Annotated in this window: 17 protein-coding genes and 4 tRNA genes; 4 read left to right on the top strand and 17 right to left on the bottom strand. The window is 35.0% G+C overall.

Annotated features, from left to right (window positions below):
* Positions 1-5 precede the first annotated feature (5 nt).
* The 7 genes from tuf to tcdA all read right to left on the bottom strand — a co-directional run bounded on the left by tuf (position 6) and on the right by tcdA (position 5,715).
* Positions 6-1,190, bottom strand: a complete 1,185-nt coding sequence (gene tuf, locus A9G43_RS00715) for an elongation factor Tu (protein ID WP_065605820.1) — start codon at positions 1,188-1,190, stop codon at positions 6-8.
* Positions 1,191-1,381: 191 nt separating this feature from the next.
* Positions 1,382-1,457: transfer RNA gene (locus tag A9G43_RS00710), tRNA-Thr, on the bottom strand.
* Positions 1,458-1,460: 3 nt separating this feature from the next.
* A tRNA-Gly gene (locus A9G43_RS00705) sits at positions 1,461-1,535 on the bottom strand.
* Positions 1,536-1,590: 55 nt separating this feature from the next.
* Positions 1,591-1,675: transfer RNA gene (locus A9G43_RS00700), tRNA-Tyr, on the bottom strand.
* A gap of 33 nt (positions 1,676-1,708) precedes the next feature.
* Positions 1,709-1,784, bottom strand: a tRNA-Thr gene (locus A9G43_RS00695).
* Between the two features lie 152 nt (positions 1,785-1,936).
* A complete protein-coding gene (gene adhE, locus A9G43_RS00690) occupies positions 1,937-4,633 on the bottom strand; it encodes a bifunctional acetaldehyde-CoA/alcohol dehydrogenase (RefSeq protein ID WP_065605818.1) in 2,697 nt (898 codons plus the stop codon).
* Positions 4,634-4,920: 287 nt separating this feature from the next.
* Entirely contained in the window at positions 4,921-5,715 is a 795-nt protein-coding gene (gene tcdA / locus A9G43_RS00685; RefSeq protein WP_065605816.1) for a tRNA cyclic N6-threonylcarbamoyladenosine(37) synthase TcdA, read from the bottom strand.
* A 287-nt stretch (positions 5,716-6,002) separates the two neighbouring features.
* Here tcdA and A9G43_RS00680 point away from each other — a divergent pair, with 287 nt between their 5' ends.
* On the top strand, positions 6,003-7,007 hold the full coding sequence (locus tag A9G43_RS00680; RefSeq protein ID WP_065605814.1) for a dihydroxyacetone kinase subunit DhaK: 1,005 nt from the start codon (positions 6,003-6,005) through the stop codon (positions 7,005-7,007).
* A 1-nt stretch (position 7,008) separates the two neighbouring features.
* Positions 7,009-7,638, top strand: coding sequence for a dihydroxyacetone kinase subunit DhaL (gene dhaL / locus A9G43_RS00675; protein ID WP_065605812.1), 630 nt, complete (start codon positions 7,009-7,011; stop codon positions 7,636-7,638).
* A gap of 166 nt (positions 7,639-7,804) precedes the next feature.
* Here dhaL and A9G43_RS00670 read toward each other — a convergent pair whose 3' ends face one another.
* The 7 genes from A9G43_RS00670 to A9G43_RS00640 form a co-directional block, all read right to left on the bottom strand.
* Entirely contained in the window at positions 7,805-8,473 is a 669-nt protein-coding gene (locus A9G43_RS00670) for a class II aldolase/adducin family protein (RefSeq protein WP_065605810.1), read from the bottom strand.
* A gap of 28 nt (positions 8,474-8,501) precedes the next feature.
* Positions 8,502-10,565 (bottom strand): BglG family transcription antiterminator, encoded by a 2,064-nt coding sequence (locus A9G43_RS00665; RefSeq protein WP_065605808.1) that lies wholly within the window; start codon positions 10,563-10,565, stop codon positions 8,502-8,504.
* A gap of 93 nt (positions 10,566-10,658) precedes the next feature.
* On the bottom strand, positions 10,659-12,044 hold the full coding sequence (locus tag A9G43_RS00660; protein WP_065605806.1) for a PTS galactitol transporter subunit IIC: 1,386 nt from the start codon (positions 12,042-12,044) through the stop codon (positions 10,659-10,661).
* A 10-nt stretch (positions 12,045-12,054) separates the two neighbouring features.
* Positions 12,055-12,333, bottom strand: a complete 279-nt coding sequence (locus A9G43_RS00655) for a PTS sugar transporter subunit IIB (RefSeq protein ID WP_065605804.1) — start codon at positions 12,331-12,333, stop codon at positions 12,055-12,057.
* Positions 12,334-12,342: 9 nt separating this feature from the next.
* Positions 12,343-12,819, bottom strand: coding sequence for a PTS sugar transporter subunit IIA (locus A9G43_RS00650; protein ID WP_176701674.1), 477 nt, complete (start codon positions 12,817-12,819; stop codon positions 12,343-12,345).
* 289 nt (positions 12,820-13,108) lie between these two features.
* Positions 13,109-14,464: a PFL family protein gene (locus A9G43_RS00645; protein ID WP_065590648.1), complete on the bottom strand. Its 1,356-nt coding sequence runs from the start codon at positions 14,462-14,464 to the stop codon at positions 13,109-13,111.
* 35 nt (positions 14,465-14,499) lie between these two features.
* Positions 14,500-14,769, bottom strand: coding sequence for an ACT domain-containing protein (locus A9G43_RS00640; RefSeq protein ID WP_065560430.1), 270 nt, complete (start codon positions 14,767-14,769; stop codon positions 14,500-14,502).
* A 140-nt stretch (positions 14,770-14,909) separates the two neighbouring features.
* Between A9G43_RS00640 and A9G43_RS00635 the strand changes: the two genes are divergently transcribed.
* Positions 14,910-16,124, top strand: coding sequence for a pyridoxal phosphate-dependent aminotransferase (locus A9G43_RS00635; protein ID WP_065605802.1), 1,215 nt, complete (start codon positions 14,910-14,912; stop codon positions 16,122-16,124).
* A gap of 63 nt (positions 16,125-16,187) precedes the next feature.
* Here A9G43_RS00635 and A9G43_RS10950 read toward each other — a convergent pair whose 3' ends face one another.
* Entirely contained in the window at positions 16,188-16,334 is a 147-nt protein-coding gene (locus A9G43_RS10950) for a hypothetical protein (protein WP_176701673.1), read from the bottom strand.
* 316 nt (positions 16,335-16,650) lie between these two features.
* Positions 16,651-17,409 carry a M48 family metallopeptidase gene (locus tag A9G43_RS00630; RefSeq protein ID WP_065605800.1) on the bottom strand — a complete coding sequence of 253 codons (759 nt, stop codon included), beginning with the start codon at positions 17,407-17,409 and terminating at the stop codon, positions 16,651-16,653.
* Positions 17,410-17,561: 152 nt separating this feature from the next.
* Between A9G43_RS00630 and queA the strand changes: the two genes are divergently transcribed.
* Positions 17,562-18,593, top strand: coding sequence for a tRNA preQ1(34) S-adenosylmethionine ribosyltransferase-isomerase QueA (gene queA / locus A9G43_RS00625; protein WP_065605798.1), 1,032 nt, complete (start codon positions 17,562-17,564; stop codon positions 18,591-18,593).
* A gap of 87 nt (positions 18,594-18,680) precedes the next feature.
* On the opposite strand, the gene A9G43_RS00620 is transcribed toward queA, so the two are convergent.
* Positions 18,681-19,361 (bottom strand): M48 family metalloprotease, encoded by a 681-nt coding sequence (locus A9G43_RS00620; RefSeq protein WP_065605796.1) that lies wholly within the window; start codon positions 19,359-19,361, stop codon positions 18,681-18,683.
* Positions 19,362-19,463 lie beyond the last annotated feature (102 nt).

The raw sequence follows: 19,463 nt of genomic DNA, 5'->3' as shown, positions 1-19,463 counted from the left end.
TTTGATTACTTAATAACTTTAGCAACAACACCTGCACCAACAGTACGACCACCTTCACGAATCGCAAAACGTAAACCTTCTGCCATTGCAATTGGGTGAATTAAGGATACTGTCATTTTAATGTTATCTCCAGGCATTACCATCTCTACACCTTCTGGTAATTCGATAGTACCAGTTACGTCAGTTGTACGGAAGTAGAACTGTGGACGGTAACCTTTGAAGAATGGAGTGTGACGACCACCTTCATCTTTGCTTAAAATATACACTTCTGATTCAAAATCAGTATGTGGAGTGATTGAACCTGGTTTTGCAAGTACTTGACCTCGTTCGATTTCTTCACGTTTTGTACCACGTAGTAATACACCAACGTTTTCACCTGCACGACCTTCGTCTAGCAATTTACGGAACATTTCAACACCAGTACAAGTTGTTTTAGTAGTTGGCTTGATACCAACAATTTCAACTTCTTCACCAACTTTAATTACACCGCGTTCAACACGACCAGTTACTACTGTACCACGTCCTGAAATTGAGAATACGTCTTCAATTGGTAATAGGAATGGTTTGTCGATATCACGCTCTGGCTCTGGAATATAGCTATCTAATGCTTCTGCTAATTCAACAATTTTGTCTTCCCATGCTGCATCGCCTTCTAACGCTTTAAGCGCAGAACCACGAATTACTGGTGTATCATCACCTGGGAAATCATATTGAGATAGAAGTTCACGTACTTCCATTTCAACTAATTCTAATAATTCTTCGTCATCAACCATATCACATTTATTTAAGAATACGATGATGTAAGGAACACCTACTTGACGACCTAAAAGGATGTGTTCACGAGTTTGTGGCATAGGACCATCTGTTGCTGCCACTACTAAGATAGCACCATCCATTTGTGCAGCACCAGTGATCATGTTTTTAACATAGTCAGCATGGCCTGGGCAGTCTACGTGTGCATAGTGACGAGTTGGTGTATCGTATTCAACGTGTGAAGTGTTGATGGTGATACCACGTGCTTTTTCTTCCGGTGCGTTATCGATTTGATCGAATGCACGAGCTTGACCGCCGTATTTTTTTGCAAGTACAGCTGTAATTGCAGCTGTTAAAGTTGTTTTCCCGTGGTCAACGTGGCCGATTGTACCAACGTTAACGTGGGGTTTTGTACGTTCAAATTTTTCTTTAGACATTTATTGTCCCTCAAATGTAATACAAATCGGTGGTGAATCACCACATTAACCAAGTATCATATTTAATATCAACATAATACTAACTTAAAATTAGCTCTGAATGATAACAGATAAAGTTACCAAGTGACAAGCTCTAAAACAGGCAAATTTGATATTTTTAGAAGCTTAGGAAATTATGAGATTAACAAGAATGGTGCTGATAGGCAGATTTGAACTGCCGACCTCACCCTTACCAAGGGTGCGCTCTACCAACTGAGCTATATCAGCAATTGGAGCGGGCAGCGGGAATCGAACCCGCATCATCAGCTTGGAAGGCTGAGGTAATAGCCATTATACGATGCCCGCATGTTCAAACTCGGCTACCTAAATGCTTCAATTAGCTATTGCTAATATTAGATGATGGTGGTGGGGGAAGGATTCGAACCTTCGAAGTGTGACACGGCAGATTTACAGTCTGCTCCCTTTGGCCGCTCGGGAACCCCACCCCGAATCTTTATAAATTTGTCTACTTAGGAAAATGGTGCCGGCTGCCGGAATCGAACTGGCGACCTACTGATTACAAGTCAGTTGCTCTACCTACTGAGCTAAGCCGGCCTAAGTGCTGCGCATTATGAACTAGAACATTTAACCTTGCAAGCAAAAAAAACAAATTTTATTTTGTTTGCTTAAAAATAAATCAAAATCATAAAAAAACCCCAAAATATATGCTTATTTCAGGGTTTTATTCAGTTCAAAATAAACTTATGTTATTTCTTTTTAGCTACTTTCTTTTTGGTTGTTCCTACACCTTTAGCCGCTGTTTGTACAGCTACATCTTCGCTAAGATCGCCTTTGTCTTGATATGCACGACCATAATAAGTATCAAGAAGGATCTGTTTTAGCTCCGCAATTAGAGGATAACGTGGATTTGCACCAGTACATTGGTCATCAAAAGCATCAACAGCAAGCTGATCAACTTGAGCCAAAAAGACCTTTTCATCCACACCAAATTCTTTAATAGAAAATGGAATATCAAGATCTTTTCTAAGTTGATCTAACCAACCAATTAATTTCTCGACTTTCTTTTCATCATTATCCGTAGCAGCGGTTAGACCTAAATGATCAGCAATTTCTGCATAACGGCTAACTGCTTTAGGATAACCATATTGGCTAAATGTACCTTGTTTAGTCGGTTTATCGGTTGCATTAAAGCGAACAACATTACTAATTAACATCGCATTAGCAACACCATGAGGAATATGGAACGCTGCACCAATTTTATGAGCTATTGAGTGACAAACACCAAGGAATGCTTGAGCAAAAGCAACACCAGCTAACGTTGCAGCACTATGCACTTTTTCTCGAGCAATAGGATTTTTAGCCCCTTCTCTATAACTTGCTGGTAAATAAGCTTTAAGTATGCTTAGCGCTTGTAGCGCTTGCCCATCAGAAAACTCACTTGCCATAACTGATACGTAAGCTTCTAAAGCATGCGTTACGGCATCATAGCCTCCAGCTGCACAAAGTGAACGAGGCATATTCATCACTAAGTTCGCATCAACTATTGCCATATTAGGCGTAATAGCATAATCCGCTAATGGATATTTTTGACCTGTTGCATCATCAGTAACAACGGCAAATGGAGTTACTTCAGAGCCTGTACCTGATGTGGTTGTTACACAAATTAATTTTGCTTTTTGCCCCATATTTGGGAAGTGGCAAGCACGTTTACGAATATCCATAAAACGTAATGCTAGTTCTTCGAATTTAGTTTCTGGATGCTCATATAAAACCCACATGATTTTAGCAGCATCCATTGGTGAACCACCACCCAACGCAATAATTGTATCCGGTTGGAATGCTTGCATTGAATCAGTCCCCTTACGCACGACACTTAATGTTGGATCTGCTTCAACATCAAAGAAAGTTTCACAAATAACACCTTGTGCTTCTAATTGATCAGTGATTTGTTTTGAGTAACCGTTATTAAATAGAAATTTATCTGTTACCAAAAATACACGTTTTGCACCTTGCTCAACCACTTCACTTAAAGCAACTGGTAGTGAGCCACGTTTAAAATAGATAGAACTTGGTAGTTTGTGCCATAACATATTTTCTGCTCTCTTAGCGATTGTTTTCTTATTGATTAAGTGCTTCGGTCCAACATTTTCAGATACCGAGTTACCACCCCAAGAACCACATCCTAATGTTAAAGATGGCGCTAAATCAAAATTATATAAATCACCAATACCACCATGAGCCGCCGGTTGATTTATTAAAATACGGCAAGTTTTCATTTTACTACCAAAATAAGCAATACGTTCACGATTGCTATCTTGATCAGTATAAAGGACTGAAGTGTGCCCCATTCCACCCATTTCAACCAATTTTTCTGCTTTATCAACAGCTTCAGAGAAATCTTTAGCCCTGAACATAGCAAGCGTTGGAGAAAGTTTTTCGTGGGCAAACGGTTCAGATAAATCAACTTTACTTACTTCGCCAACAAGTACTTTCGAACCAGCTGGAACTTTAAGACCAGCCATTTCAGCAATTTTAGTTGCTGGCTGACCAACAATATTGGCATTTAAGGCGCCTTTGTCGTTTAAAATAATACCTTGTACTGCTTCAGTTTCTTTAGCATTTAAGACATATGCACCATATTGAGTTAATAAGCGACGTACTTCATCATAGACAGAATCAACAACAACAATTGCTTGTTCTGATGCACAGATCATCCCGTTATCAAATGTCTTAGACATAAGTACTGAGGCAACAGCACGTTTCAAATCAGCTGTTTCATCTATAACAACTGGTGTATTACCTGCACCAACACCTAACGCAGGTTTACCTGAACTATAAGCCGCTTTTACCATGCCTGGTCCACCGGTTGCTAAAATAGCAGACACATCATCGTGGTGCATTAATGCATTTGATAATTCGATAGATGGCTCGTCAATCCAACCAATAATATCTTTTGGTGCACCAGCTTTAATTGCGGCATCTAATACAATTCGAGCAGCTTCAATAGTTGATTTTTTAGCTCGAGGATGTGGAGAGAAGACAATTGCATTGCGAGTTTTTAAGCTAATTAATGATTTAAAAATCGCAGTTGAAGTTGGGTTAGTTGTTGGAACAATTCCACAAATAATACCAAGTGGCTCTGCTATAGTAATAGTACCGAATGGTTCATTTTCAGCAACGACTCCACAAGTCTTATCGTGACGATATTTATTTAAAATATACTCAGCGGCAAAAAGGTTTTTTATGACCTTATCTTCGACAATTCCCATTCCTGACTCTGCAACAGCTTGTTGCGCAAGTGGAATACGTGCCGCAGCGGCGGCTGTTGCAGCTGCTACAAAGATTTTGTCGACTTGTTCTTGAGTATAAGTTGAATAAGTCTCCTGCGCCTTTTTGACTCGATCCATTAACTCATTTAACTCATTCATGTTAGTTACTGCCATAGATTTCTCCTTGAAATTAAAAAATAAATCGGGATCCGTTTGGCGTCTTCCTTGAAACTATTTAATGCTTAAGCATAATGACAAAACGAAATTGACGTTATCGTAAATCAGATTTTTACTTTATACAATAATATATTGAATAAAAAAAAGCATGTTACGAAAAGTAAATAATTTTTTATGTATTTAATCACTAAAAAAGAAATAGATATAAAAGACAACCACTTTCACTCAAAAGTGGTTATTATTAATGGAATTTATTATGGAAGAAAAAGGACTAGTTTTAAAAATTATGTGTTACACAATTTATTTAGCACATAACTAACCGCCACAAAACCAAAGGTGGCTGTAACTGTTGTAATTGCGCCAAACCCTGACTCACAATCCATTTTTTTAGGACCATCTGCTTCACTTTTTGTTAAGCATACTTGTCCATTTTTAGAAGGATACGTTAATTGCTCAGTCGAAAATACACAAGGAATGCCGTATTTACCTTTACTATCTTTATTTAATTTATAATTATGCTTTAGTTTCTCTCGTAACTTCGCTACCAATGGATCTTGAATTGTCTTTGCTAAATCTGAAATTTTAATTTGGGTTGGATCTTTTTGCCCACCAGCTCCACCAATGGTAATCACTTTCAATTTTTGTCGCTTACAATATGCAAGCACAGCCGCTTTATCGTATACACTATCAATTGCTTCAATAATATAGTGATAACGGTGGGATTGCTTTGTTCCTAAATATTTGCCAACATTACTCGCATTAATAAAATCATCAATTTCATTTACGATACATTCAGGATTAATTTGTAAAATACGTTCAGCCATAACTGATGTTTTAGCTTTGCCAATATTGGATTTTAACGCATGAATTTGGCGATTTGTATTTGTTACACAAACATCATCCATATCAATTAAAGTAATTTGACCAATACCGCTACGCGCTAGCGATTCAGCAATCCAAGAGCCTACACCACCAATACCAATTACACAAATATGCGCTTGCGAAAAACATTGCAAAGCCGACTGACCATAAAGCCTAGCTATACCGCTAAAACGTTGAAAGTAAGATTCTTTATTCATCAATAATTAATAATAGTGTTTTATACTAAAACAACTACTCTCCTGAAACTTTTTTACAAATTATAACTGTAATATTTTTTATATAAAGAACTTATCAATAAGTATTAGAGATATTATACCTTTCACGAATAAAAAACCAAATTCATAACTTTTATAAAGGTCAACTACATCATCCCGATGATGAGCAATCGGTAGGATATTATTTGTCATTAATTGTATTCGTTCAAATTATTAATTTTTCCTACAATAAACATTGTTAACTATGATTACTTAAAAGGAAAAAATGAATGCGCAAACCAAAAAAACTACTTAATGATCCAAATAATGTAAGACAAGAAGTTATGCAAGGGTTAATTTATGCCTATCAAGGAAAATTAACTGCAATTTCAGATCATTGTGCCGTTTACGGCAACCATATTGCAAGCGATCAAGTTGTTATTGTCTCGGGCGGTGGCAGTGGGCATGAACCAACCTTCGCTGGATTCATCGGTAAAGGCGGTATTGATGGCTGTGCTGTTGGTGAAGTTTTCACATCCCCATCACCAGATCAAATCATTGAAGTAACCAAAACTATAGAAAAAGGAAAAGGTGTACTATTTTTATATGGCAACTATTCTGGAGATGGAATGAATTTTGATATTTCAGCTGAAATACTGGCTGAAAACAATATTATTACTAAAACAATTCGTGCTACTGATGATATTGCTTCAGCGCCATTATCAAAGATTTCCGATCGTCGAGGTGTAGCGGGTATTATGTTTTTATTCAAAATTGCTGGTGCTGCGGCACAATTTGAAAAATACGATCTAGAAAGTCTTCATCAAGTAGTATCAAAAGCTAACAATAATGTTCGTACTATAGGGGTAGCCCTAGATGGATGCGCATTACCTCAGTCCAGTAAATTCAATTTTGAGTTAAAAGATAACGAAATTGAAATTGGTATCGGTATCCATGGTGAAGCGGGATTACGCCGGCAAGAGATAACATCATCTGATGAGGTTGTTAAAGATATGATAAACCACCTCTGTGATGATTTACCTTTTAAAAAAGGCGACCGAGTGTGTGTACTAATTAACAATTTGGGCGCACTTAGTAATACCGAGCTGTTCGTCATAACACGTAAAGTAGGTATTGAACTTGATAATCGAGGCATAATCAGCCACGATGTTGTTGTTGGTCATTTTTGTACGTCGCTTGAAATGTCGGGCTTTTCAATTACCTTAATGAAGTTAGATGAAGAACTTCAACATCTTTATGATTTACCTTGCAAAACACTAGGATGGAGAAAATAAAATGAATTTATCACAAATTCGCAAAATGATGTTATTCACTGCCGAAAAAATGGTTGAAAGTGAGCCAACATTAACATCTTTAGATCAAATTGTGGGAGATGGTGACCATGGCATCGGTGTGAAACGTGGATTCGCTGCGATCATTGCGTTACTACAAGATGAAAAATTTCAACCAACTAATATAGGTGATTTTTTTATCCAAATTGGCACAAAATTAATGACAAGTATGGGCGGAGCCTCAGGGGCAATTTTTGGTACTTTATTTAGAGCGGGAGGAAAAAGTATTACTGGAATCACAGTATTTGATTCCAATGCACTATCAAAACTACTTAATGAAGGTTGGCAGGCTGTTTATCAACGTGGCAACGCTAAACCTGGAGATAAGACCATGGTTGATGCCTTAGCCGCTAGTGCAACAACAGCAAGTCTATTAACTACTTTGAAGTTAAATGATGCACTACCTAAAATAGCACAATCAGCTATGGAAGGCGCAGAAAAAACGAAACAAATGATCGCTGTATTTGGTCGAGCTAAAAATTTAGGTGAACGAGCAATTGGTCATATGGATCCTGGTTCGGTTTCAATGGCGTATATTTTGAAATTCATGAATGAATATATTCAAACCCAATAAAAAAAGATCCGCCGATGATATTGGCGGATTTATTATAAAGATATAGATAAAATAAATTTACAAATAATATTAAAAATGCCTAATAACTCAAACAACTTCTAGCACATTTAAAATAAAAACCTTTCGTTACTCACTGTTTTTCAATTAACGCATTAAAATTAATAGACTAAAAATTATTTTTAAACTTAATTTGCGAAGGATACGCCCAGCTTTGTAACTCCTCTGAAGAGAATCCTCCGGGATCTTTGCCTCCATTAATAAGCAGAGAGTGATAGTAAATTTCAGCCATTTCTTCAATATAAGCGGCTTTTAATACAGCTTCATAAGGGTCTTTATCTACAGCAATAGCACCATGTTTTTCCATCAGAATCGCATCAGCTCTTTTTATGGATCCTATAACGCTATTTGAAAGATCTGGAGTTCCTGGTCTTCCATAGGGTGCAACAGGAATAACACTATCTTTTAAATTAAGAATTGCACATTCATAAACAACAGCGGGAATAGGTCTAGCTAATACAGCAAATGAAGTTGCAAAAATAGAATGAGTATGCGAAATAGCAAAAATATCTGGGCGAGCTTTATAAATCTCAAGATGCATTAAACATTCACTCGTTGGTCTCAATCCAGAATCAGCTTCAATAACATTTGCATCAAGATCCATTACAACTATATCCCGAATTGTTAACAATTTTTTATCAATTGTTGTTGGCGTAACAAGTACATACCCTGTTTCTTTATCACGAACACTAGAATTACCGGCTTTATGTTTACACAATCCCCACTCACTAGATTTTTTAGCCATATCGACCACGTATTGTTTTTGTGTTTCTAACATTTTATAACTCCTATTTTGACAAAATATTTCATTGATAATTGGTAAATAATTCCCAGATTTCATTGCTATTTTTGGCATTTCGTATGCGAGTTGCGCCTTCATTTAATTCTAATAATTCGTTTAATTGGGCAAGTGCTTTAAGATGTTTTTGTGGATTATTTGTTGCTAAAACAACAATTAAATCAGCCTTCATATAACCACAAATATTGATTTTTTCAGATAATTTAAGTAGAGACATAGAAACTTTATTCACACCATCATCAATACCAGCATGAGCAATAATTAAGCCATTAACCAACATAATATAAGGTTGTTCAAATTGGATTTTATTAACCATTCTTTCAAGATAATAACTTTCTATGGATTGGTTATTTAATAGTGGCTGAGCAGCCAATGCCAATGCCTCTTGCCATGTTATATCAACCTTTTCTGTAATATTGATATGTTCTTTTTGCATTAAATCGGCTAATGAGGGAACTTCCTGTTGTGCTATTCGTACTGGGTTATCATTCACTTCATCGTTATAAAGATATGCAGTTAATTCCTTTTGTAAGGCTTTTTGATCTTTGATATTGGTGTATTTTTCAATAATTAACATAAGTTCTTCTACTTGAATTATGCTCTGATCAATACCTTGTAAAGCACCAATCACTTGATTTCGAAAAGCATTTTTATGGGAATTATTAAGTAAAGGATTGACAATAAATAACAATTTATCGGTAGATAAATATGAGGTAGAAAAAACAATATCGTAATAGTGATTATATTTTTCAAACTCACGTTTAGACATAACATCAGAAAAATGTAATTCCGGGAGTAACACTTGTAAAGTTAAATAAAGATAAGTTGAAACAGTTGCACTATTTTCACAAACAAAAATAGCTATCTTTTTAGTTTTAATTTGATTGATCAAACCTTCTCGAGTTAACCAACCACCAAATAATACAGTAATAAAAGCGGCCTCTTCATCTGGCATATTACAATGTAAAATTTTTTCAAAAGGACAAATCGCTTTTCGAACCATTTCATGTAAATGACCAAACTCTTGTAATACGATGCCATATACACTATCAATATTGTTAATATGATAACGAATACGATAATAAGCTGGTTTCCAATGCTGATATATACGTTCAATCAGTTCGCTTTTATCTTGAAAAGCTATACAACTGATCCGTTCAAAATTATTAATAACATCAACGACACTTTCTAACAATACCGCATCTAAATGAAAATATTTATCAGATATTGTTTGTATATTGGAACTTTGAACTAATACCATTAAAAAAATTTGTTCATTAATATCTGTAATACCGAATTTTTTGATCAACTTTTTCAATAATTGAAAATCTCGACTATTGGCAGCTTCAGCATAATTTTCAGGTAAACGTTTAATTTTTTTATCTGTTTCTATTCGCTGTAGTATAAAACAAATAAAATAAGTCAACTCTTGCAACTGCTCATCAGTAAAAACAATTTTCAATTTTCTTTCTATTTCACTAAAAACCTGTCCTACTTGTTCTAAATGCCCTTGAGTAATAATCTCATTTTCTCTAAAAATTTTATCAGCTATTGGCATACTGATAATTCTACGAATCAATTTTAGTAACAAATAACGTTTGTCGATTTCATCACCGATGATACGATATCCATTCTCACGGTCATAGCTGATTTGTAAATGATATTGAACAATCATTGCTTGTACTTTTTTAATATCATTTATAACTGTATTTTGGCTGACAGTAAGAGACGAAGAAAGATGTATTAATGACAACCTTCCTGTTCTAATTAACAAAAAAAACAGAAGCAAATGAATACGTTCATCTTCTGAATAAATATAACGTCCAATAGCAAGAGATACTGGTTCATCCCTAAATGTTTCGATCACTAATTTTGGAACACTAAATTTACCAGTCTTAAATCGTCTAATTAACCCAAAATTAGATGATTCAAGAAAATCATTAATTTTCTTAACGGTGTAACTAAGCTGTTTGCGGGTTAGCCCAAATTCAGATTGAAGTTCAACTCCACTAATGTTTGGATTATGAATTAATGCTTTTAATACAGCATGAATTCGCTTATCGACAACCATATAATAATTACCTTATCGTTCGTTGCCTGATGGTAATTAACATTACTATCAGATTTACTGCAAATTATGTTCAACGAATACTTTAACTTTCATTTATTCATTATTTTTTTTCGCTACATCTTGTATGACTTCTTTTCGTAGCTCACGTGCATAAAAGAAATAACCCACACACCAATAAACAGTAAAAATCAATGGCACAAAATAACCTTGCAAACATTGCCAAATAAATGAAAAAGCATAGGTAAAAACAGGTGCATCAATAGAACTATTTGAAATTAACTGATTAGATGGAATATCAATAGCTTTAGTGATTAATCCCAAATTGGTAATAATCGGTGCAAATTGAGTTCCGATAAATAAAAAGAATGGCACTCCAATAATGGCCAAAATTACCATCCTCAATGTGTTTCCTTTAGTTAGAATATAAGCAGGAACAATAAGAGCAACATTAATAATACCAGCAAAAGGCAGAATTTTGTTACCAGGTAAAATAACAGCCCAAATTAAGGTAAAAGGAATAGCAACTATTACTGTAAACCAAATCTCGCTCGCCCCCCCCATAAATGGCCAATCTAAACCAACAAATAATTTGCGACCAGCAAAACGTTTATTCATATAATCACTAATCGCCTCAGAAATCGGCGATAGTGCTTGCATAAATAACTTAGAGATCATTGGAAATAACATAAGAGCAGTAGCAGCTTGTACCCCAAGCATTAAAATAGCTGCAACATCATAACCAGCAATAATCCCAAAAGTAACACCTAATAAAAATCCAATAACATGATTTTCAGCAAATACGCCAATCTTTGAGCGTAATGTTGCTGCATCCATCGGTTTATTTAAAATAGGTATTTTCCGTAGTAACAGATCAAAAGGATAATAAATTGCACTGAAAAACAACATTCTATGAGTACAAGTTACACTAGGAATACTGGTTAGTTTTTCGATTCGATGCTGATTAATATCACCAGAATTAAGTTCTAGTATGATCTGCAAAGTAGTAATAATAAAAGCAACAGCTAAAGCCATAACAGAACCTAAAATTGGAGTAGTTACAGCAACAACAATAAAAGCTGTAAAAATTTTCCCCCACACATTCCATAAGTCAGCGTTAAAAGTATCCGTCTTTTTTAAGACTAGCATTAAAATATTGACTCCTACTTGCAAAGGAAACATAAGAAAAGCATACGGCCAAGCCCAAGATACATTTGCCATAGTAGTCCAGCCACCATCAACAATGCTAAGTTCAATACCAGTTCGTTCCATCATGGTCTGCGCTGCTGAACCAATAGCACCAACCATAAATCCAATCAACATACTCATACCGACAAATGCAACACCTAAAGTAATAGCAGCGGAAGCGCTATCTCTAAATTTCATACGCACAATTAAACCAGCAATTAGCATAATGAATGGTACAAAAACTGGTGCGCCCAAGTTCAAAATATAATTTATAATTGTTTCTAGAAACCCCATAACTGCACTCCTACTTACAGGCATCGATAATTTTTTGTAGTTCTGATTCCATATTTATCCCTGTTAAAAATGCAATACCATTGATGACGGGAATAGGGTACTGTTTTTCAATTTTAGTTATCACTATATAAGCAGCACTATTTTTAATGTGAGTATCAACAGATTTAAGATCAACTACTTCCACCTTTATCTCATCAAGGTTACGTTCTTTTAGTAAACGAGTAACCTTACTAGCGACGGTTTGTGATGTAGCTACTCCGCTGCCACATGCAACAATAACTTTTTTCATAATGCCTCCTTATAAATTTATATTCGACGTCAACAGTGTAAAAATTTCATGTTTAGTTTCTGCGTAATAAAGTGCTTCTAAAAAATGTGAATTCACAAAACAGGTTATCAACTTTTGCAATAAATCAATATGCTCATTTTTTTGATTAAATCCGAGTAAAAAGACAAAATTAGCTCTTAATACATTGTCATTATTAGCCATTTCACACCATGGAATCGTACCTTTAGCTCGAGCAAAATAGATAAAAGGTCTAATAACATGCTCAACATCAGTATGGGGCATTGCAACAACATAAGGTTCTGTTGGTAGTGCAGTTGGGAATAATGATTCTCTTTTTTTTATTGCGCCTAAAAAGGAATGATTCACATAGCCACCACTTTTTAAAATAGGAAACGTAAAATCGAAAAATTGATTAGTATTCTGAAAGTTTTTATCTAAAAGAATCAAATCTTCAAAAAACATTTGCCCGTTAGATTCATTTCCCATTTCGTCCTCCATCATAATGTGATCTGCAACTTTATAAAAATGTTAATAATTTGCTATTTCGTGAAATAAATCATTACTAATTTGATATCACTAATTTTAGGAAATTAAGATAAAAGAAACGAATGGATTTGATACCAAATAATATCCAAGATATTGCTCATCATAGGGATTATTATGTTGAAACAATTATTGAGTAGGAATTAAAAATGTATTTTACGAAAATGACAAACAGATTAATTTTTGATATTCCGCCTATTTTAGTGTAGGCGAAATAAGAGAAATAAATATATTAGTTTTTAAATGAATGAATTGGAGCGGGAATTCTTCCACCTCGATTAATAAAATCACATGAACTAAATTTGTTTACTGACATAACGGGAGCATGGCCAAGTAAACCACCAAATTCAATGTTATCTCCTACTTTTAATCCCTCGGCTGGAATAATTCGCACAGCTGTTGTTTTGTGGTTAATCACCCCTATTGCAGCCTCATCTGCAATAATAGCCGAAATAGTTTCAGCTGGCGTATCGCCTGGAATTGCAATCATATCCAGTCCAACGGAACAAACACAGGTCATTGCTTCTAGTTTTTCAAGATTAAGTGCACCGTTATTTACAGCATCAATCATACCAGCATCTTCCGAAACAGGAATAAATGCACCGCTTAATCCGCCAACATGGCCACAAGCCATTACTCCACCTTTTTTAACCGCATCGTTTAGCATAGCTAGTGCTGCAGTTGTACCGTGTGTACCAACTGCTTCTAATCCCATTTCTTCTAAAATGTGTGCAACCGAATCACCAATTGCTGGGGTTGGAGCTAACGATAAATCGACAATACCAAATTTAACGCCTAAACGTTCAGAAGCCTCTTTACCAACCAGTTGCCCCATACGAGTAATTTTAAATGCAGTTTTTTTGATAGTCTCAGCTACAACATCAAATGGCTGACCTTTGACTTTTTCAAGTGCTCGCTTAACTACACCAGGACCACTGACACCAACGTTAATGACGCAATCAGCTTCCCCTACGCCATGAAAGGCACCTGCCATAAATGGATTATCTTCAACAGCATTAGCAAACACAACTAACTTAGCACAGGCCATGCTACTATTATCAGCTGTTAATTGCGCGGCTTCTTTGATGACATTTCCCATTTGCTTTACTGCATCCATGTTGATCCCCGTTTGTGTAGAGCCAACATTTACCGAAGAGCAAACTCGTTCAGTCTGTGCAAGTGCTTGGGGAATTGATTTAATTAAAATTTCATCCCCTTTATGGTAACCTTTTTGTACCAGTGCTGAAAATCCACCAATAAAGTTAACACCAACTGCTTTGGCCGCTTCGTCCAAAGTTTTAGCAAACGCTACATAATCTTTATCATCACTAGCACCGGCAATTAAAGATATTGGCGTAACAGAAATACGCTTATTGATTATTGGAATACCGAATTCTGAAGTAATCTGATCACCTACTTTAACAAGATCTTTTGCCAGACGTGTAATTTTGTTATAAATCTTTTGGCGTGCTTTTTCACCATCACTATCTATACAATCAAGAAGAGAAATACCCATGGTTATTGTGCGGATATCAAGTTTTTCTTCCTCAATCATTTTAATGGTTTCGAGGATCTGTTTTGTTTCCATTAGTATTATCCTTTTATTAAAATATAGAATTAATATTATAAACGATGCATAGCATCAAAAATTTCTTCTCTTTGAAGATTAACTTTAACTTTTAGATTTTCACCTGTTTGCATCAACACAGTTTTTACTTCATCAAATGACACATTAATTTTAGATAGGTCAAGTAACATAATCATCGTAAAATACTCATCCATGATAGTTTGGCTGACATCTAAAATATTAATATCTAATTCATATAACTTTTGGCTAATACCAGCAATAATACCTGTTTGATCTTTACCAATTACCGTTAAAATGGTTTTCATAACACTACTCCGCACAAAAAATAGACAATTAAATAATATTTATTGAGCTAACTATAATAGCATCTTCAAAAATTATCGAAATAGGAGTAGATTGTTTTTTTCAGTAAAAATGTAAACACAAGAACTAAAAAGAGCAACTTATGGTAAATTTCTCGAAATCCACAAAATTGGATCATGTTTGTTACGATATCCGTGGTCCAATTCTAGAGCATGCAAAACGACTGGAAGAAGAAGGTCAAACTATCCTGAAACTCAATATTGGTAACCCAGCGCCTTTCGGTTTTGCTGCGCCTGATGAATTATTAATTGATGTGATTAGAAACTTACCTTCCTCACAAGGATATTCCGATTCTAAAGGCCTTTATTCTGCCCGTAAAGCAATCATGCAGTATTATCAAGCTCGCGGAATTAATAGTTTAGATGTTGAAGATATTTACATCGGTAATGGTGTATCAGAATTAATCGTTCAATCCATGCAGGCTTTACTAAATAGTGGTGATGAAGTACTTGTACCTATGCCCGATTACCCATTATGGACAGCGGCTATTAGTTTGTCTGGAGGGAGCGCTGTGCACTATCTTTGCGATGAAGAAGCAAATTGGTCACCTGATATTGAAGATATTAAACGGAAAATAACTCCAAACACTAAAGGAATAGTAATTATTAATCCTAACAACCCGACAGGCGCTGTTTATAGTAAAGAAGTATTACTTGAGATCGCTGAAATCGCTCGTCAAAATAATCTAATCATCTTCGCTGATGAGATTTACGATAAAATTTTATATGATGATGCAGTGCATTATTCAATTGCCGCATTGGCACCCGATTTATTTGTCATTACCATGTGTGGCCTATCAAAAACTTATCGAGTTGCTGGTTTTAGGCAAGGCTGGATGGCGCTTTGTGGTCCAAAAAACCATGTAAAAGGCTATATTGAAGGCTTAAATATGCTAGCTTCAATGCGTTTATGTGCCAATGTGCCATTACAACATGCTATTCAAGGAGCGCTAGGAGGCTACCAAAGCATCAATGAATTTATTGTTCCTGGAGGTCGCTTATATGATCAATGTATGTTGGCATGGCGTTTACTTAATGAAATCCCTGGGGTTTCATGTACTAAACCACAAGGTGCTTTGTATCTATTTCCAAAATTAGATCAGAAAAAATTCAACATCCATAACGACCAAAAACTTGTATTAGATTTTTTGTTACAAGAAAAAGTATTACTTGTACAAGGAACCGGCTTTAATTGGCATAAACCGGATCACGTTAGAATTGTTGCTTTACCTCATTCCGGTCAACTAGAAGACGCTATTGGGAGATTTGCTCATTTTTTATCTTCCTATAAGCAATAAATCGCTTATTAATGAATCCCCAGTTTCAACTGGGATAATTCCAATAACTCAGTCAGAATAGATTTATAAAACTATACATGTATCTTCAAAACTTTTCTCAATCTTTTTAGTTTTTGATTCTAATGCAGGTAGAAGTTCTTTTTCTATAATGTCTATTTGTTCTTGCAATTTATTTACACCTATATAAATAGCCATACTACCTTTAGCCATTTCATCATGGATATGAGCAACTTATCGATAGAAACGCTGTGCATTACGCAATAACTCTGGCGAAATACCTAACGTTATGGTTAAAAATTTCATATTTTCAAACTAAACAGCATTGTTAATGTCCTTGATTAGTTACTAAATACGCCCTCTATAATTGTCGCGGTAAGAATAGAAAAATTGACTGTTCCAAAACTGCCTTTTAATTTCATCCATTTGTTCCACGCCTTAAGATTTGACCTTAACTTGTCAATTTAAGTTATTTGGTACCAAATAAAAAAGCGCTATTAATAGCGCTTTAGATTAAAAATTACTGTACTTATTTTTTAAGTTCAGCAATTCTTTTACGAATATTGTTTGCTCGATCAGCTGAAGATGGATGGCTACTTAAGATTGAAGCGTCACCACCACCTAATTTATCAAATGCAGATGCAAGTCCTGCTGGATTAATTTTTTTCTTAACTAAGAAATCGAATGAATAATTATCCGCATCTTGTTCTTGTTTTTGTGAAAATTGAGAGTGAATTACTGCTGATGCTAAAGCCCCTAATTTAGACTTTGATAGTGAGACTACTGCAGCATTACCTGATGACGCTGCTACATCATGTGCAATTTCGGTTGCATAAGCAACTTGCATTGCTTTCTTACTATGACCTAAAGCAACATGACCTAATTCGTGACCTAAAACGCCTTGAATTTCGTTATCAGTCATCATATCCATTAGACCACTATAAACACGAACACAACCATTAGCCATTGCCCATGCATTAACATCTTTAGTGATGTATACTTTATAGTTAATTGCTGTTCCATCTAAATTATTCCCAATCGCTTTAGCAATTTTATTTAATCGTTTAGTATAAGCGCTTTTTGCTGGAGCAATTTTTGATTGTGCATCCATTTCAGCACATGATTGTTGACTTAATGCTTTCACATCATTATCACTTAGAGTAGCAGCTTTCAAACCTTTCATGCCAAGACTAGTTAAGTCATCTACACTCATATTTTTACAACCAACTAGTGACATTGCAGCAACTAAAGGAAATGCAGCTAACAATGTTTTTTGATGTTTATTCATAGTTCTTTCCTTACATTAATACAAATTTAAATAGCCTAACTTCCGTTAGGCGGCTAAATTCTAACGCAACTTTCTTAATAATCAACAAATAATTACTTGATTAGACATTATCAGGGATTTAGACTAGTGCCTCATTTTTGAGGAACATGATTATGCAGCTATCCGACTTTGATTTTTATCTTCCAAAAGAGCTAATTGCCAAACATCCTTCAGAAACCAGAAGTGCATGTAAACTTTTATCACTTAATAGTCACACAGGTAAAATTGAAGATAATGTTTTTACTGATATTATTGATAAAATCAATCCTGGGGATTTACTTATTTTTAATAATACTAAAGTTATTCCTGCTCGCCTATATGGAAAAAAGGCTTCGGGTGGAAAAATTGAAGTATTAATTGAAAGAATATTAGATAATAACCGAGCCCTTGCGCATATTAAGGCATCCAAATCACCCAAAGCCGGTGCTGAACTAATATTAGGTGAAAATGACCCTATTAAGGTTACCATGCTAACACGTCACGATGCTTTATTTGAATTGCAATTTCCAAATGATGTTCTTAGTATTTTAAATAAAATAGGTCATATTCCATTACCGCCATATATTGATCGTCCTGATAATGAACAAGATTGGGAAGTTTATCAAACAGTGTATAGTAAAGTGCCAGGAGCCGTTGCTGCACCCACGGCAGGTCTTCATTTCGATAAACCTTTATTAGAAAAACTAAAACAGAAAGGCGTCGAAATGGCATTTGTCACTTTACACGTTGGAGCAGGAACATTCCAACCAGTTAGGGTTGAAAACATTGAAACCCATATTATGCACTCTGAATATGCTGAAGTGCCGGAAACTGTTGTGGAAGCGGTGTTAGCATGTAAAGCACGAAACAAAAAAGTTATTGCTGTGGGAACAACTTCTGTTCGAGCTTTAGAAAGTGCAGCACAAAAAACAGGGAAAATAGCACCTTTTTTTGCCGATACCCAAATTTTTATTTATCCTGGCTATCAATTTAAGGTCATTGATTCACTTATAACCAATTTTCATTTACCTGAATCAACTTTGATTATGCTTGTTTCTGCCTTCGCTGGTTACGAAAATACCATGAAGGCTTACCAACATGCCGTTAAAGAAAACTATCGATTTTTTAGTTATGGTGATGCTATGTTTATTACAGCACAAAATTAAAAATATTTTAAATATCAAGAAAGTAGTCAATAAAATCAAACTAAGCTCAAACTTTATTGGCTATATTAAACCTATCTATATAAATACTTATATAGTACCTAATTTTTCTAAAATACGATCAATACGTTTTATATTTGATGGATGTGATGTTGTTGTATTATTTGTTGAATGAATGGGCATTTTTTTTAACATAGTTACAAGCCCTGTTGGATTTATATTTCTGCTCATTAATAACTCCAAAGCATAATGATCGGCCTCAAACTCATATTGTTGAGCAACCTCTTTTTTTACAAGAATAACTACATCATTATTGGTTATCTCAACGTAAGGGGCTAGTCTAAATGATTTTATAGCATGTTTAAGAGCAATATGTGCTTGTTCATGAGCTAAAACTGCCTGTAATTCATTATCGTTTAATAATTTTATTAACCCACTGTTTATGCGAATACAGCCACTAGCAGTTGACCATGCATTAGGATCTGTATTTAAATAAACTTTATAATTTACTTCAATATTATTAATCTTTTTAGGTAGCGTTCCGGTTAACCTTTCAAGTTTTTGGTTGAGCCAACTATTATCATTAGCAATAACAGATCGTTTATCTGAATCAGCACACACTTGTGCGCCAATAGCCTCTATATCTTGTTCAGATAAATGTTTAATTTGCTCTGATGTAATAGTTAGTACAACCTCGTTATTTTGATTTTGACAACCAACTAATAAAATAATTGAAAAACATGATATTAAAAATAAATCAATATACCTCAAAAGCCTTAAATCCTTATCAAATATTGTTTATTGAGAACTAGCACGATAAACTAATACCGCAAATTAATGATACTATAACGTATTATAACAATAATTCTCGCC

This window comes from Gilliamella sp. Occ3-1, from assembly GCF_001690655.1.
Taxonomy (GTDB): Bacteria; Pseudomonadota; Gammaproteobacteria; order Enterobacterales; family Orbaceae; genus Gilliamella; species Gilliamella apicola_P.
This window is presented reverse-complemented; position numbering and strand designations above follow the sequence as displayed.